The sequence below is a fragment of the Hymenobacter psychrophilus genome (assembly GCF_900107135.1).
GTDB lineage: Bacteria > Bacteroidota > Bacteroidia > Cytophagales > Hymenobacteraceae > Hymenobacter > Hymenobacter psychrophilus.
Map to the genome: position 1 here is coordinate 174042 of NZ_FNOV01000010.1, position 16094 is coordinate 190135.

The 16094-nt window shown below is 64.6% G+C and carries 13 protein-coding genes; 1 reads left to right on the forward strand and 12 read right to left on the reverse strand.

Annotated elements, in window-relative coordinates; translation table 11 throughout:
- Positions 1-135: 135 nt before the first annotated feature.
- From BLW21_RS15810 to BLW21_RS15840, 7 genes are all read right to left on the reverse strand, one after another.
- Positions 136-774 carry a hypothetical protein gene (locus BLW21_RS15810; RefSeq protein WP_139255246.1) on the reverse strand — a complete coding sequence of 213 codons (639 nt, stop codon included), beginning with the start codon at positions 772-774 and terminating at the stop codon, positions 136-138.
- An 11-nt stretch (positions 775-785) separates the two neighbouring features.
- Positions 786-1778 carry a YHYH protein gene (locus BLW21_RS15815; protein WP_092741785.1) on the reverse strand — a complete coding sequence of 331 codons (993 nt, stop codon included), beginning with the start codon at positions 1776-1778 and terminating at the stop codon, positions 786-788.
- A 13-nt stretch (positions 1779-1791) separates the two neighbouring features.
- A complete protein-coding gene (locus tag BLW21_RS15820) occupies positions 1792-2556 on the reverse strand; it encodes a YHYH protein (protein WP_245711924.1) in 765 nt (254 codons plus the stop codon).
- A 231-nt stretch (positions 2557-2787) separates the two neighbouring features.
- The gene (locus BLW21_RS15825; protein ID WP_092741789.1) at positions 2788-4119 is read right to left on the reverse strand and encodes an MFS transporter; all 1332 of its coding nucleotides are present in this window, start codon (positions 4117-4119) and stop codon (positions 2788-2790) included.
- A 212-nt stretch (positions 4120-4331) separates the two neighbouring features.
- A complete protein-coding gene (locus BLW21_RS15830) occupies positions 4332-6551 on the reverse strand; it encodes a heparinase II/III domain-containing protein (protein ID WP_092741791.1) in 2220 nt (739 codons plus the stop codon).
- 149 nt (positions 6552-6700) lie between these two features.
- Positions 6701-7459, reverse strand: coding sequence for an SDR family NAD(P)-dependent oxidoreductase (locus BLW21_RS15835; protein WP_092741793.1), 759 nt, complete (start codon positions 7457-7459; stop codon positions 6701-6703).
- Positions 7460-7713: 254 nt separating this feature from the next.
- Positions 7714-10026, reverse strand: coding sequence for a polysaccharide lyase 6 family protein (locus tag BLW21_RS15840; RefSeq protein ID WP_175471006.1), 2313 nt, complete (start codon positions 10024-10026; stop codon positions 7714-7716).
- Positions 10027-10379: 353 nt separating this feature from the next.
- Here BLW21_RS15840 and BLW21_RS15845 point away from each other — a divergent pair, with 353 nt between their 5' ends.
- Positions 10380-11429 carry a LacI family DNA-binding transcriptional regulator gene (locus BLW21_RS15845; RefSeq protein WP_092741797.1) on the forward strand — a complete coding sequence of 350 codons (1050 nt, stop codon included), beginning with the start codon at positions 10380-10382 and terminating at the stop codon, positions 11427-11429.
- Positions 11430-11499: 70 nt separating this feature from the next.
- On the opposite strand, the gene BLW21_RS15850 is transcribed toward BLW21_RS15845, so the two are convergent.
- The 5 genes from BLW21_RS15850 to BLW21_RS15870 all read right to left on the reverse strand — a co-directional run bounded on the left by BLW21_RS15850 (position 11500) and on the right by BLW21_RS15870 (position 16015).
- Entirely contained in the window at positions 11500-13152 is a 1653-nt protein-coding gene (locus BLW21_RS15850) for an aryl-sulfate sulfotransferase (protein ID WP_092741799.1), read from the reverse strand.
- 57 nt (positions 13153-13209) lie between these two features.
- Entirely contained in the window at positions 13210-14040 is an 831-nt protein-coding gene (locus tag BLW21_RS15855) for an SCO family protein (protein ID WP_092741801.1), read from the reverse strand.
- A gap of 34 nt (positions 14041-14074) precedes the next feature.
- Positions 14075-14689, reverse strand: coding sequence for a toxin-antitoxin system YwqK family antitoxin (locus BLW21_RS15860; protein WP_139255247.1), 615 nt, complete (start codon positions 14687-14689; stop codon positions 14075-14077).
- On the reverse strand, positions 14628-15377 hold the full coding sequence (locus BLW21_RS15865) for a YHYH protein (protein ID WP_092741805.1): 750 nt from the start codon (positions 15375-15377) through the stop codon (positions 14628-14630). Before BLW21_RS15865 ends, BLW21_RS15860 begins: the two co-directional genes overlap by 62 nt.
- Positions 15378-15496: 119 nt before the next feature.
- The gene (locus tag BLW21_RS15870; protein WP_092741807.1) at positions 15497-16015 is read right to left on the reverse strand and encodes a periplasmic heavy metal sensor; all 519 of its coding nucleotides are present in this window, start codon (positions 16013-16015) and stop codon (positions 15497-15499) included.
- Positions 16016-16094 lie beyond the last annotated feature (79 nt).

The following is a 16094-nucleotide window of genomic DNA, read 5'->3' on the forward strand; positions in this document are numbered from 1 at the left end:
CAAAGCCCAATTAAGCAGGTTTTGTAAACGGCCACGGCGCGAACGACGAGGTGCGTGGTTGCATCTCGTCGTTCGCGCCACGGTTAATTCATCGTTCAACCACGCCCCGCCAGGATGCGCCCCAACCGCCGACTACTAGGCTGTTGGTTTGACGCCGGCGGTACGGGCTTTCCGTTGATCGGCCCGGTACACCAGGTAGGCCACCGGGATAATCAGCAGCAGCCAGAGCGAGTTGTTGGGGTTGGCCAGAAACCCGGCTTGCTGCTGCACGCTGACCCATTGGCCGTTGCTCAGCTGCAGGTGGAGCTGCTGCTGGTTGTCGTTGCTGAGCACGTACTGCTGGGTGGGCAGGTTATCGGCCAGCATCACCAGCATGGCCTGGTTGTTGGCCACTTCCCGGAACAGGCCGTTGCGCAGGCGCAGCGACGTTACCCGGGCGGGCATGCCCGTGATTTCGGCCAGCAGCTTGGTTTCGTGGCCCAGCAGCACGGCCGGGTCGAGGAAACGTAGCGTGTCACTTTCATTCACAATGAGCGAAAAATTCCGGCGGAAGTGCCGCACGACCAGCGCGTTGAACTCGGCGGGCGTTTGGTAAGCGTTCTGGCCGTAAAGGTAGTCCACCTCGCCCTCGAAGGCCGTGAGCGCGCTGGTGATTTGCAGCACGTATTTGCCCTCGGGGATTTTGGAAATCACCACCGTCGATAAATCAGACTGGTGGGCGGAGCTGCCAAAGCTCAGCAGCAACAGCAGGAAAACGAGCGGGAAATATTTCATGGGGAGCCGCATTAGTTGGCATAGACCCCGCGCAGGCCGTTGATGAAGTTGTTGTTGCCGGCCTTATCGACGTGGTAGTGGTAGCCGCGGGTGGCGTCGGAGTGGCCGCGCGAGGCGTCGAGGTCGGGGTACTCGGTGCCGGCCACGCTCAGGCGCTCGTACATGCCGTAGCCGTCGAAGGCGTAGCCAATCATGGCCGCGTGCCCGTCAGTTTGCGCGATTTTGGTCGACAGGCCGGTGGCGGCGTGGTAGTGGTAGCCGGCCGCCAGGTTGATGTGGCCGCCCGCGTCATCAAATGGGGCCAGCGTGTAGGCTGCCAATATGTTGCTAACCGGGGCCGGAGCATCGAACACCACGCCGTTGAAGGCAATGCCGCGCGAGCTTGGGCCGGCCGTGGAGCCGGGAGGGCCCATGCCCGGGCCGGTGGCGAATACCAAGGGCGTAGCGGCCTTTTTGGGCGTTATAGGCAGGTAGTAGGTGTGGGTCAGGTTGGCCACGTAGGAGGGCAGGCATTCCACGCAGAAGTTTTTGTACTCGGCGCCCACGTTGGGGTTGGCGGCGGCGGCGCAATCGGCCTGGGTCTGGGTTTTGGTAACGGCTCCGGTGCTGGCGTTGTAGAGCATCCAGGTGTTGTCCTTGTAGAAAGTCGCCATGTTTTTGATGAACGCGCCGTCCACATCGTACACGTTGCCGTTTTCAAGCCAGATACCGCCTTTCGAGGCGTCGTCGGCAATATTGGTGGGGCACCAGGGGCCCATGGCGTGGTCGGTGGGGATGCTCTTGACCACGATTTTGTAGCAGTCGGCCGTGGTGCCGTCGGAGAGCGTGCGCGACACCACCGAAACGGCTTCCGACAGGCCCCCGGCCAAAAAGTTGGCCTTGCTGACGGCCACCACGACTTCGTCGCTGGTGGTGGCGGGAGAGGTGCTGTCGTCTTTCTTGCAGGAGGCTGCGGAAAGCAGCAAGAGGCCGGTTGCCAGGGCCAGCGGGGTTACGTGGTTCATCGGGATGGTTGGGTTAGAAAGTGAACGTGCCTTTGGTGCCGTAGTAGCTGCCCGATTTGAGCACGTAGTAGCCCGAATTCAGGTAGTTGGTGTTGGCGGCGTGGTAGTGGTAAATGCCGGCCGGAAAGTCCTGGGTGGCGCCGGTGTGGCCGCCGTAGGTATCGAGCGTGGGGTAGACGCCGGTCGTGTCCTTGCGGCCGTAGATGGGGAATCCGTCGCGCAGAAAGCCAATGAGCTTGGCGTCGTTCTGGCTGGTGTAGCGGCCCGTGGTGTGGTAGTGGTAGTCCTGGCCGGGGCCGGGGTGGGCGCCCGAGTAGTCGAACGTGGTAATGGTCTGGGCGTCGAGGGCCCGGTTGCCGCCCTCCTGGTCGTTGTAGATGGGCACGCCGTTAAGCGCCATGCCAATCGGGCCCAGGGAAGTAGCCTCCGGCGAGGAAGCCGCGCCCGGGGTGGCGGCAATGGTCATGGCGTAGTTGCGCGCCGACATGCTCGTGTTCACGTTGGCGTGGTAGCCGCTGGGGAAGTCCTCGTAGAGGACATGGCCCGCGCCCCAGTAGGGCGTTTTGTGGTTGTGGGGCAGCCCGTCGCTTTTAAGCGTGATGCTGCTGCCGCTGGTTGAAACCGTGACGCCCTGGGTCGTCAGGTATTTGGCTTTCACCACCGCCATAATATCGGCGGAGCCAGTGGGCGTAACGGTAGTGGCGGCGTCGTCCTTCTTACAGGAATAAATGACGGTGCCCACAGCCAGCAGGCTGAAACCGAGCAAGGGGATTTTCACGGGAAACGGGTAACGGAGATGTGCCGCACGCTCCATTAGCAGAGGGTGTCACTTGCTCAGATGCCACCGGTGGCCAAACCCTGCGGGCGGGAGTAAAGAATTTTTCGGGCGGCCGCAAAAACTACCCCGGTCGGGAAAGCATAAAACCCATTGCGGGCCACCGGAGGACGGGCAACGTGGCCCTCCGGTGGCCCCTAATGGGCCTGAATGATGCTTATACCTGGTGGGGGCTTATGAGGGCTGCTGCCGCAGCGGTAGCCGCCGGATGGTGCCGCTGAGCAGCAGCACGGCGGCGGCGCCCAGGGGCACGAGCAGAGCCGCCATAATGAAGAATGGCGTGTAGCTCTCCCGGGTGAGCACCGGCACCAGCCAGGTGGTGATTAGGGTGCCGAACACGGCGCTAGTGCCGCTCAGGCCGGCCAGCGCGCCCACCGATTTGCCGGAGAAGAAGTCGCTGGGCAGGGTCTGGATGTTGCCAATAGCAATCTGGAAGCCCAGAAGCGCCACGAAAATAGTGCCCATGGCCATGGTGGCCGTGGTGGCCCAGGCGCTCAGCAGCAGTGCCGGCAGCATAATCACGCAGCCCAGCACGATGCAGATTTTGCGGGCCCGGTTCACGGTGGCGCCACCGGTTATCAGGCGGCCCGAGAGCAGGCCGCCGCCCAAGCTGCCGATGGCCGCGCCCACGTAGGGCACCCAGGCAAACGCGCCAATCTGCTTGATGTCGAACTGAAACCGCTCGTGCAAGTAAATGGGCAGCCAGCTCACGAACAGCCACCAGATGGGGTCGAGCATAAACCGCGACAGCAGCACGGCCCACGACTGCCGGTAGCGCAGCAGTTCCCGGATGGATAGGGCCACGTCGGGGGCAGCATCGGTTTCGGGTGTGGCCTGGCCCTCCAGGATGTATTTCCGCTCGTGCTCACTCAGCCAGGGGTGGTACTTGGGCACGGCCTTATTGATAATCAACCACGGAATGACCCACAGCAAACCCAGCCCGCCAATGAGCACGAACGTAGTGCGCCAGCCCACCGCTCCGTAGAGGTAGGCAATCAGCGGGGCCGAAATAACGGCGCCCAGTGAAGCCCCGGCATTGAACAAGCCCTGGGCAAAAGCGCGCTCCTTAATTGGAAACCACTCGGCGTTCGATTTGGCGGCCCCCGGCCAGTTGCCGGCCTCGCCCAGCCCGAGCAGCGCCCGGAACAGGGCAAACGAGAGCAGCCCCCGCGACAGCGCGTGCAACCCCGCCGCCACCGACCACACCACGATGGAAATCGTGAAGCCGATGCGTGTGCCCACCTTATCGAACATCCGTCCCGACAGGCTCTGGCTCAGTCCGTAGGCCACCATGAAGAACGTGACGACCAGCGCGTACTGCTCCTTGCCCATGTTCAGGTCTTCGGCCACGCCGGGCCACATCACGGCCAGCGCGTTGCGGTCGATGTAGTTGATAACCGTGGCCAAGCCAATAAGACCGATAATCCACCAGCGCAGCCCGCTAACGGGGCGCGTGGCCGGCGGCGGGCTGGCAGGCGGCGGCGGAATTTGCGTAGAAGGCTGCATGAGCGGGGGGATTAAACGGGCGGGAAGAACGGGAGAAAGAGCGGTTTTGAAACGCAGAACGTCATGCTGAGCGTAGCCGGAGGCGGAGTCGAAGCATCTCTACCGCAGTAGTAATTCTGTCGGCTGAATTAGCGTGACAACGAAAGATTAGCGTGGCGACGAAGCAGTAGAGATGCTTCGACTACGCTCCGCTTCGCTCAGCATGACGATTACTACTCCGGCAAATGCCGGAGCTGGTAGGGGCCCTGCCAGCGTAGGGTCTGGCCGGCGTAGGCGGCCTCGTGGGCGGTGGTGGCGGCGGCGTCCTGGTTGGCAATGGCCAGCTGGTAGCGCCCGCCCCGCACCAGGCGCACCTCCACCACAGTGGCGTCGGGGCTGTTGAAGAGGACCGTGACGGCGGCCACGTTGGAGCGCGAACCCACCGACGTTTCGGCAATGGGGTTGAACTCGCCGTGTGCTTCGATAACGGAGGCGAATACGCCCGTCTGCAACTGGCGGCGCACCAGCAGGGCCGGTTCGGGCCGCAGGTTGAAGTTGGGGTCGTTGGCCCCGATGCGGGCCAGCACGAGGCGGGTGGCCGAATCGGTGGCGGTGGTCAGGGAGTAGAACTGGGGGCCATCGAGCCAGGTGAGCGTGGCGCTGCCGGCCCCGGGCTGGCTGGTGGCTTCCTGCCAGAGGTGCTGGTAACCGTTGCGCTTGCCCACAGGCCGCTGCTCGGCGGCGGCGCGCTGGTAGCGGAAGCTAGTTGAAATCAGCTGCCCTTGGTAGTAAAACGGCAGATCGAACTGGTGGCTGGCCGGGGCGGCTACCCGCATGACATCGAACACCAGCGGCTTGCCCGAGGTGCTGTCCTGCACCAGCACCACCGTGCGCTGGAGCTGCACACCGGGGTAGGCGTCGTTGGCTTTGGCACTTACTACCTGGGCATTGGGCTTGCTCAAATCAGAAAACCACGCTTGGCCAGCGTGCTTTTCGGCCTCGCTTTCCTTGCCGCCAAAGTGCGATGTTTCGTCCATCACGATGGTGTTGTGGGCCACGGTCTGGGAGGCGAAGGACTTGGTTTCGGGCAGGTAGCGGCCGCCTTCCTTGGCTTCCACGTTCAGGAACCGGGCTGCGCCGTAATCGGGCAGCACCTCGCGGCCCTGGTCGTAAAGCACGAGGCCGAGCTTGTCGTAATGGCCGTGGGAGAGGCCGTGGGCGGTGTATTTGAACAGCAGGCTGGTTTGGGCAGCCAGCGGGCCGGTGCGCAACACGGCCAGCCCGCCCTCGGTGCCCTCGGCCCCGTCGCGGTAGAGCAGGCTGCGGCGGGCGTAGGGGGGCAGGGTGGGGCCGGCCTGCTGCATAGCTTTGGCCAGCAGCAGGCCGCCGGGGCTTACCAATACCTGTCGCTGCTGGCGCACCAAAGCCAGCAGAGTATTGTCGGGGCCGTAGCGCTGGGCGGCAATGCTGAGGGCGGCCACCAGCTCGCGGGTGGTCCAGTCCTTTTCCTTGAGCGCATCATTGAGCGGGTAAAAGCGGCCGTCAGTGTTGGTGAGCTGCAGCGTCGCGTCGAGGGCCTTGCGCAGGATTTGGTCGCGGTACTCGAAGATGCGCAGCTCGGGCTGGTTGTTCTCAATGGCCTGGGCAAACAGGTAAAACGGCGACAACGCGTAGCGGGCGTAATAGGGGCCTTCGGTGTAGTAGCCATCGGGCGAAAAAAGCTGGCTTAGCTGCGCGAGGAAGCCACTTTTTCCGTCGTTTTGGGTTCCCCGCAGGGCCATGTTCACCAGCTTCTGGTCGTGCAAGGCGTAGCCGGTGAGGCCGACGGCCGTGGCGGCCCACACGCCGTGGTTGTGAATCAGGTTGAACCAGCTTTTCAGGTCCTGGGTGAAGAAGCGAGTCATGGGCCGGAAGGCGCCGTCCTCAATCTGGCGCCGCTCCCTGGGGCTCAGGAAGTCGTGCACCGCGTCGTAGCCCTGAATGCTGTACACCACCCAGTTGCAGTCGTTGAGGGCCTGGTGAAACAGGCGGCCCGGCGAGGAGCTTTTGGCTTCGGGGTGGTTTTTGAGGGTCGGAATCAGCTTGCTGTAGGCCAGCAGCATGTCGCGCACGAAGCGGGCATACTTGGGGTCCTGGGAAATGGTGTAGGCCACGCCGGCCGCCTGCAGGGCGTAGTAGTTGCGGGTGTGGATTTCGTGGGTGTAGCCCCCGGCCGGGTCCTTGGGTACGGGCACCGTAATGGGCTGGGCCAGGACCGCATCTGCGCGGGCGCGCAGGGCGGCGTAGCTTTCCGTCAGCAGCGGATACTGGCCGGGGTCGGCCAGCGCCTGGCGCAGCGGCGGGGCCTCGGCGGCCGTCAGGAGCAGCACGGGGTGCTGCGGGCCAGCCGCCCAGACCTGGCCGGTAGCCAGCACGCTCAAAATCAGTATCCACAGAAAACGCAGCACGGGCATGGGGATTTGGGTGGGGTGGGGGATTGTTCTGGCGTGTTACCCCACCCCCCCGGCCCCCTCCCCTCCGGGAGAGGGGGTGCCAGACGCAAGTTCTGTTAGAACGCACCCCCTCTCCCGGAGGGGAGGGGGCCGGGGGGGTGGGGTGACGCTTACACGAAGTAAGTGCCGCCGTTGATTTCCATCGAAGTGCCCGTGATGAACGAGGAGGCATCGGACGCCAGGTAGAGCACCAGATCGGCAATTTCGTGGGCCTGGCCTTCGCGGCGCAACGGGGTGCCGCCGGCTACTTTCTCGCGTACTTCGGGCTTGGTGAAGGTGTCGTGGAAGGCCGTGGCAATCATGCCCGGCGATACGGCGTTTACGCGGATGCCTTTGGGGCCGAGCTCTTTGGCCAAGCCGCGGGTCATGGTGAGCACGCCGCCCTTGCCGGTGGCGTAGGCCAGGGCGCCGGGTCCGCCACCGTCGCGGGCCGCCTGGGATGCGAAGTTGACGATAGACGCGCCCGATTCCATGTGGGGCAAAGCGGCCTGCGTGACCAGGAACGTGGTTTTCAGGTTGACCCCAATCACGAAATCCCAGAAATTCTCGTCCATTTCCTCCATCGTTTTGCGGCCTACCAGGCCACCCACCACATTCACCAGAATGTCGATGCGCGGGCCGAACGCTTCGGTGCAGGTGCCAATTACCTGCTTCACGTCGGCGGCCTTGGTCATGTCGCCCTGGGCCTGCACGGCTTTGGGGCTGCCCTGCTCGCGGAGCAGGCGCATGGTTTCGTCGGCGTCGGCATCAGAGTCAAAATAGTTGAAGCATACGCTGGCGCCAGCTTTGGCGAGCAGCAGCGTTACCTGGCGGCCGATGTCGCGGGCTCCGCCCGTTACGAGGGCAACTTTTCCGGTGAGGTCGTACATAAGGGTGTAAAAAAAGAAAAAAGGGAAAGATTGGTGTGTTGAAAGGGGAGAGGTTGGGGTAGCAGGGAAGCTGAAAAGGAGCATCGTGCTGAGCGCAGGCGTAGCCGCAGTCGAAGAGCATCTCTACCGCCGCAGTAATCCGGTCGGCTGGCTCCCCCTCTCCCTGAGGAGAGGGGGCCGGGGGGTGAGGTTACCGTTGCAACGTCAGCACGCGAGATGCTTCGCTGCGCTCTGCATGACGTGCTGTTAGCAACCTACTGCGCCGGTTCCGAGCCGTAGTAGCCTAACGGCTTACCATCAGTAGCAGCAGGCAAAGCGGGGGCGGGGTTGCGGAGGCGGTAGTCGAGCTGGGCGGGGGCCACGAACTCCACGGGCACCTGCGTGACCTGCTGCTGCTGAATCGGATAGAACGAATCGAGGCGGCCGGCCTGGGAGAAGTTGGTGTTGCGCACCCAGTTGATGGTCCAGCCGTAGTCTTCGTACTGAATGGCCCGGCCGGCCCGGCCGCTGTTGTGGAACAGGCTGTTGCGCACATCCGACCACTGCACGCCATCGACCTTGAGCACGTGGCCCAGCTCCATGTTGGCCACATTATCGAAGGTGCAATGATCCACCCACAGGAAGGGGCCGGTGGTGCTTTCGTCGTTGCCGCCGCGGTACAGGTCGAGGGCGCCGGCCAGCACGTTGCGGAACAGGCAGTTGCGCAGCTCCACGAACTCAGCGTTGTAGATGCCCTTGTCGTCCTTTTCGGCGGCCAGGCTCAGCACGTCGCCGGTAATGTCGGTGAAAATGGTGTTGCTGAAGCGCACCGTGTCGGCGTAGGAGCCGGGCGTGGCCTTGAAGGCGCTCTTGCGGCCCTCAGTCAGGTTCTGAAACTGGCAGTTATCCACCCACAGGTTATAATGCTGGAGCATGGGCTTAGCGCTGGTGCGGATAAAGCAGTCGGCCATTTCGGTGGGTGAGGTGCCGTCGAAGGTCAGGCCGCCCAGGCGCAGCGAGCCCCCGTTTTCAATCGTGAAGAAGGCAAACCCGTTGCGGCTGCCGGCAAAGGCTACCAGCGGGCGGGCCGCCAGGCCCGGCTTGGCGCGCACCGTCAGGGGCACACTTACGGCAATCGGGTTCTGCACCGGGTAGGTCCCAGGGCCTAGTTCGATTACGTCGTAGGCCTGGGCCTGCCGGCAGATGCGTTGCAGCGCATCGGGCTCATTTGCCGGCACGGCCCAGACTTTCCCCACGCGGATGGATTCGGTAGCGGGCCGGAACCAGGCCGGGCCGGCCTGGGCCGCCGTAACGGGGCGCGTCAGGCGGGCCTTTTCGCGGCCCATCACGGGCACGGCCAGCCCGTCGGGCGAGGTGGCCAGGCTCAGGCCGGCAGTCAGGGGCAAGCCGGCAATGCCGGAGTTGGTGCCCACCTGCACCCGGTTGTTTTTGAAGCTCAGGCCGCTGATATCGTCGTGCACCCGGAATAGGGTATCGACCTGCGGGCTATAGAAGGTGTTGTTGACGAAGCGCACGTTTTCGGGGCGGGCGGTGCGCTCCAGGTCGCGGCCGGCGGCCAGCTCCACGTCGGCGCAGTTCACGAACGTGTTGTTCTCAATCAGTACGTCGCGCACCGGGTGGTAGCGGTTGATGGACGAGTTGGGCACGCCGTTCATCACCGTCAGGGCCGCCCGGAACCGGTCGCCGCGCAAATCGGCGAAGTAGTTGCCGCTCACCCGGTGGCCGGCGTTAATCACGCGCACGCCACCGGTCTGGGGCTTGTTGTTGCCCAGGAAGAAGTTGCCCTCTACCACGTTGCGGTTGCCGTGGCGCAGCACCACCGAGCCCTCGCTTTCCTCGAACACGTTGCGCCGAACTACATTATCGCCCGACTTAATGGACACGATTTCCACCTCCCCGCTACAGCGGTAAAAGTAGTTTTCCTCAATAGTGGTGTGCGAAGACGTGAGCGAGTAAGTCGAAACGCCAACGCGCATGGTTTCGCCCCCGTTGGAGCCCAGGCGCGGGCGCGGCCCGAAGTAGTTGTGGTCGATGCGGTGGTAGTTGTTCTGGTGCTCGGGCCCGCTCAAATCCACGACCAGCGTCACGCCGGCGTTCATCTTGCCGCCCAAATAGTTGTGGTCGAAGCGGTTGCGCTGGCCGAAGAGCTGCACCCACATATCTTCCTTGAAGCGTTCGGCCTGGTTGTAGCCGTCGATGGCGCAGTTGGTGACGCGCGAATCGGTGGCCGGGGCGCCGCCGGTTTCGCGGAACTCAATCACGGCCCGGCCAGGCGTGGAACCCTGCTCAAACAAGAGCCCCGATACCAGCAGAAACTTGCCCGACAGTTGCAGCATGGAGCGGCCTCGCAAATGCACCGTGCCCGGGCGCTCGGCCCGCAGCACAATGTTCTGGCGGGCCGTGCCGGTGCCCTTAAACACGAGCTGGGCATCGGTCCAGATGCCGGCGGCCAGCACCAGCGTGTCGCCGGGGCGCAGGCCGGGCACGGCGGCCTTGAACGCGGCCGGGTCGGCCACTTTAGTGGTCGTGGCCCGAGCGGCGGGAACTAAAGCCCCGGTTAGCAGCAAGGTGCTGGCTGCAATTAGCCAGGTATGTATCTTATTTTTATTCAATTTTTATAGCTTGCCAGAAGGTGAATGAGTGCTCACTTTCTATTCGACAAGGTATAGGGAAGAGGGCAGAAAATCAACTTATTTCAGCTCGTAAGATGGTTTAACCGGACTGAAATTGTCCGAAAACGCTACCGTTAACGTTACCGGTAACGTTTTCATAACGCTTGCATATTTCTGAAAAAAATGAAATATTGCCATTGGGTTCCGGTTATTTTTTTGCCGCCGGCCCGACCAATACCCGCCATCGGCGCCGCGGCCCCCAACCGTTCGGCCGACCTCGTTCTTTCTGTTCCCCAATTCCCACCCGCATGAAAGCCCCCCATTCCCGCCATGGCCACCAGGCCAAACCGGCCACCATCAAGGATATCGCCCGCGAGTTGGGCGTATCCATCACCACCGTTTCGAGGGCCATGCGCGACTTCCCCGACGTGAATCCGCAGACCCGGCAGGCAGTGCTTGATATGGCCCGCCAGCTCGACTACCAGCCCAACCAGGTGGCCCTGAGTCTGGTCACGAGCCACACCAACAGCATCGGCGTGATTGTGCCCAACCTCGACTACTTCTTCGCCACGGCCGTGCGCGGCATTGATGAACTGGCCATCGAGGCGGGCTACACGGTACTCACCTGCCAGTCGAACGAGTCGTACGGCCGCGAAATCACGAATACCCAGCGCCTGATGAATGGGCGGGTCGACGGCCTCATCGTGTCCTTATCAAGCGAAACCAGCAACGTAGACCACTTTCGCCGCCTGCTGCAACGCTCGGTGCCCATGGTGTTCTTCGACCGCGTAGGCACCGATCTGGAGGCCACCAAAGTAATGCTCGACAACTACGACGGGGCAGTGCAGGCCGTGAGCCACCTCTACGAGCAGGGCTGCCGCCGCATTGCCTACCTGGCCGGGCCGGCCAGTCTCTCCATCAGCAACCAGCGCAAGAAAGGCTACCTCGGCACGCTGGAAAAATACGGCCTGTCGGTGCGCGAGGAGCTCATCGTGCACTGCCCCTTCGACCAGGCCCACGCCTACCGCGCCACCCTGGCCCTGCTCGACGGCCCCGAGCGACCCGATGCCATCTTCGCCATCAGCGACCGGATTGCCGTGGGGGCCCTGCTGGCCCTGCGCGAGCGGGGCGTGGCCGTGCCGGAGGAGGTGGCCCTGGTGGGCTTCAACGACGAGCCCGTTGCCGCCCTGCTCACGCCGGCCCTGTCCAGCGTGGGCCAGCCGGCTTTCGAGATGGGCCGCCTGGCCGCCCAGCTCTTCATTGAGCAAATGAATAGCGATGAGCTCATGCCGCCCAAAACGGAGCTGCTCAAGCCCCGGCTGGTCGTGCGCGAATCGTCGCTGAAAAGGGGGCGCTAGCACCCGGCAGTGGGTACGAGGCGGGCCGCCTGTACCTGGCGGGATGCTCCCGGGCGACGGAAAATGAGTGTCAGGGCTTATCCACGCTGAACTTGCGGCGCAGCACGGTGCCATCGGGGGCCTGCACGCTTAGTACGTAAATGCCCGCCGGCCAGCCCGCCACCAGCAGCTGGCGCAGGTTCGGACCCTGTTGGAGCAGCTGGCCGGTTAGGTTGCGCACTTGCACCTCGTAGGCGGGCCAGGGGGCCTCAATGGTCAGGCGCGAGGCGGCCGGGTTGGGGTAGAGCGTCAGGCCCGCAGCCTCGGCGGCCGTGGCAGTGCCCAGCACCAGGCTGCACGACGAAGCCGTAAGATTCAGCTCCAGGGGCGCGCCCGGCGGGAGCGTGCGCCCGCTGAAGGCCGCGTAGCTGGCGGGGTAGAATGGCGCCCGGAACAGAACGTTCTGCCGGGCCGTGGTGCCCTGGGCTACCGGCCCCGTCGCACTTACCGGGTTAATATAGTCCCACACCTTCGCGCCGGTGCTGGTTACCTCGAATACGCGGCCGGCCGGGCCATTGCACACCAGCAGGTTGCCGTTGGGCAGGCGCTGGGCCCCGGAAATATTCTGGGCGTAGAAGCTGGTGGGCGTGGGGTCGGCGTAGGTAGTGGTGAGCACGTTGGGGCCGTAGGGCAGCCCGGCGGCGTACACGCCCGGGGCCGTCTGGGGCGGGGTCAGCACATCAACCGACGAGTATTTGCCGGCCGGCCGGCCCTGGCCGTTGTTGAACACCTGAATGCTACCCGCGTAGGGTACGCCGGCCGGCAGCCAGTAGGCGTTGTGCTGGCCAAACAGCTGCTGGGTGGCCGCGCTGCCCTGGCCGTAGGCGGCGGGGTTGCCCCAGCGGTAGAGCAGGTCGCCGCCGTGGCCGCGGGTGCCGCCCGCGTGGCCGGCCGCCTGGGCCGTGGTGGTGCCGTGGTCCAGCACCCAGACCTCATCGAGGCCGTGGGAGCTGAGCAGAATCTGGTCGAGGTCGGGGTTGTAGTCGAGCGCGTTGAGGTGGAGCCAGTCGGGGTTGTTGGCCGTGGCACCGTAGTTCACGTTGAGCAGCTCAGGGTGCTGGGCCACGGGGGCGTAGTTGGCCTTGGCGGGGTCCTGGTCCTGCACCAGGTGGTCCCAGGCGTGCCACTCCCACACCACGGTGGCCTGGTTGGTGCCCACCGGCTGGAGTTCCACCACTTTTTCGCTCCAGTTGCTGGCCCCGATCTGGCTGGCATTGCGGCCGGCGGCGGTTACCTGGGCGGCCGTTTTGGTTTCCCAGACCAAGGCCAGAATGTTGCCGTTGGGCAAGATGCGGATGTCGTGGTGCTGGCATTCGGCCGTATTCGAAATCTGGTAGCTCCAGGTCACGGTGCCGTTCCAGTCAATCTTCTCAATGATGCCCCCCAACCCGCCGGCCGTGAAGGTGGCGTTGGCCGGGGCGCCGGCCCGCAGCAGGGTGCCATCGGGGAGCAGGTAAGCGGCCTGGCCCGCTTTGTAGGCGCTGTTCCAGCCGTGCACCTCCCGTCCGCACTTGTCCATCAGGTAGGTGCGGGTGTACTGAATGGGGGCCAGCAGCACGTAGCCATCATCCGTTGAGCCGGCCGCGTGCAGCTGCACGCCCACGGTCTGCTGAGCTTGGGCCTGGGGGGGCAGCCCGCCGCTCAGGGCGGCCAGCAGGAGGAGGAGGTAGCGTGTTTTTTTCATCGGAAGCAGGGAATTGACTGGTTGAGGCCGCCGGCCGTCGGGCAAAGCGAAAACGAATTACTCTTCCTTCAGCAGCAGCGCCACGTCCTCGCTCATGCGGTCCACGTCGAGGGCCAGGGTGCCGTTGTAGAGGCCGCGCAGGTGGCCGGTGCGGTCCACGAGCAGGATGTGCTCGGTGTGCAGGAAGCGGCTGGTATCTGCGGCGGCGTTGAGGCTCTGGTCGGCGAAATACTGGGTGCGGGCCAGCTGGTAGATGGCCGCCTTCGGGCCCGTCAGCAGGTGCCAGCGGCGGCCGTCGATGCCGCGGCTCTCGGCGTAGGCGCGCAGCACGGGTACCTGGTCGCGCTCAGGCATCACGGAGTACGACACGGCCCGCAGGTCGGGCTCGTTGGCAAACCGGCGCAGCACCTGAGCCAGGTTGTCATTCATGCGCGGGCAGATGCCGGGGCATTCGGTGAAGAAGAAATTGGCTAGGTACACGTGCCCGGCCAGCGTGGTGTTGGTCACGGCCTGCCCGCTCTGGTCGGTGAAGCGGAAGGGGCCGACCACGTGCAGGCTATCGGGTGGGGCCTGCCCGGTCGGGTACCAATGGGGCGTGAAGGTGGCCTCGTGGTAGAAGGGCAGCCGCGTTACGGCCGCCGCCGGGGCTGCCGCCGCCAGCGCTATGGGCGTCTGGACAGTTGGCGGCGCATCGGGGCGGCAGGCGGCTAGCAGCAGCGCAGCGGCCAGGGGCAGCAGCCGGCGGCAGGTTCGGGCTGACGGCGCACCCCACCCCCGGCCCCTCCCCTCCGGGAGAGGGGTGCCAGACGCGAGTTCTAGTAGAACACACCCCTCTCCCGAAGGGGAGGGGCCAGGGGTGGGGTGTGCCGGTTGCCGAAAATTGAACATGCTCAAAAACAGAAATACAACACCTAATGGCCGATTACGGCAGCGAATCCGAAGCGCAATGCTTGGTGCCGATGAAGCCGTACTGGCGGCCGTTGCGGGCGTCGTAGTTGGCGCGCAGGGTGCCGTCGGGGAGCCAGAGCTGCTGGGCACCGGCTTCCTGGCCGTGGGCGTAGTGGCCGCGCCGCTCGGGCCGGCCGTTTTCGTACCATTCCTCGACCAGCCCCTCGTACTGCCCGGCCCGGAAGTTGCGGCGGAAGCGCGGGCTACCGTCTGGCCACCAGCCTTCGGCCAGCCCTTCTTCGCGGCCGGCCGCGTAGTGGCGTTGCTCCTGGGGGCGGCCGGGGCCGTACCACTGCCGGGCCAGCCCGTGCAACCGGCCCGCCTGGTAGGGCCGCAGGGCCAGCGTGTCGCCGGCCGGACTCAGCTCAAACGTGGTTCCGGTGTAGGGCGCTCCTTTGTACAGGAGCACCTCGGCCGTCAACTGCAGGGCCGGGTTATCAGCGGGCAGTTGTTGGGGCGTACCACCGCATCCTGCCAGCAGGCCTGCAATCAGCAGCCAGCCTGCCAGCTGGGTAGGCCGGGCGGGGCTATTGCGTGATGGTGCCGGGCGTGCCGAAGAAGCCGTCGCCGTTGAGGTAAGGGTCGGCATTGGTGATGTGGTAGTGGTAGGTGCCGGCCGGATAGTCGGCCGTGGCGTGGGTGTGGCCGTGGTAGGCGTCGAGGGCAGCGTTGGTGACGGCCGCGCCATTTTCCACGGGGCCGTACACCGGGAAGCCGTCGAGCAGGAAGCCCAGCAGCACGTCGCGGCCCTTACTGATGGTCAGGTAGGTGGGCTCGACGTGGTAGTGGTAGATGCCCGTGCCCTGGGGGTGACCGTTGTATTGGTCGAAGGAGTCGATTTCGTTGGTCAGGGGCTGGGCCGGGCCGGCGTACTGGTTGAAAAACGCCACCCCGTTCAGCGACACCCCAATGCTGCCCAGTGGCGTGGCCGACTTGCGGGTAGCCTCCTGGGGGTGCCGCGGAATCCGGTAGGTGAAATTCTGCTCCCGAATGGTATTGGGGTTCTGCTTGAACTTAGCATTAGCGCCGTTGTAGGCCTCGTAGCTGGTACCCGAGTAGTAGGGGCTCTTGTGGTCGGGCAGGTTTTTGGCCTTGATGACCACGTAGTCTCCATCGAGCGTAATCGACGAAGCCCCATAGATTTTGCGGTACACCTCGGGCACGGCGGCCTCCACGGTGGTCGGCGTCGTGGCCGGGGTAGTGTCGTCGGCTTTAGAGCAGGCCAGCAAACTCAGCAGCGGCAATGCCGGAATCAGCAACAGGGAGAAGGGACGCATACAACAGCAAAAGAGAAGAAAATGAGCGGGCCCCGCCAGCAGCAACTACCGCCGAGCTGAAAGGTAGAGGGCTGAAAGCAGGGCCGGTTTAATGCGCCACTCATTTTTTGGTAAAAACGCTACGGACGCGGCGGGGGCGGGCCATCCGCCGGCCCCCGTCTGGGCGGCGGGCCACCGGGGCCGGGCGACTGCAACCGGCGGGGCAGGGTGGGGGCTAGCTGCTGCCAGCGCTTGCGCTGGTCCGGCGTGAGCATCTTTTCCACGGCCGCAAAGTGGTCGTAAGTGATGGAATCGGTCTGGCGCTGGAGGCGGCCGATGTGGTCGAGCAGCGCCGGCGAAGCGGCCACCGCGTTGGGCCCGGTCAGGCTGGCGAACAGTTGCTCGCGCTCGGCCGTCAGTTCCCGCACCAGCCGCTCCATGTGGGCGTGATGGTCCTGGCGCAGGCGGTCGAATTGCTGCTGCTGGGTGGGCGTGAGCTGCAGTTCGCGTACCAGGTAAGTGGCCAGGGAGCTGCCTTCGGGGCGCTGCTGTGGCTGGTTGCCGGGGCGGCCCAGCCACAGCAGCGCCAGCAGACCCACGTTGAGCAGGCCGAGCGCTACGGCCAGCCATGAAAGCATCCGGGTTTTGGTGAGAGTCATGAGAAGGGGCGGAAAGGCCAGGGGAACAGGCAGGAGAGGGGACTACAGCAACGCGAGATGGCTGGTTGATTCACCAGCG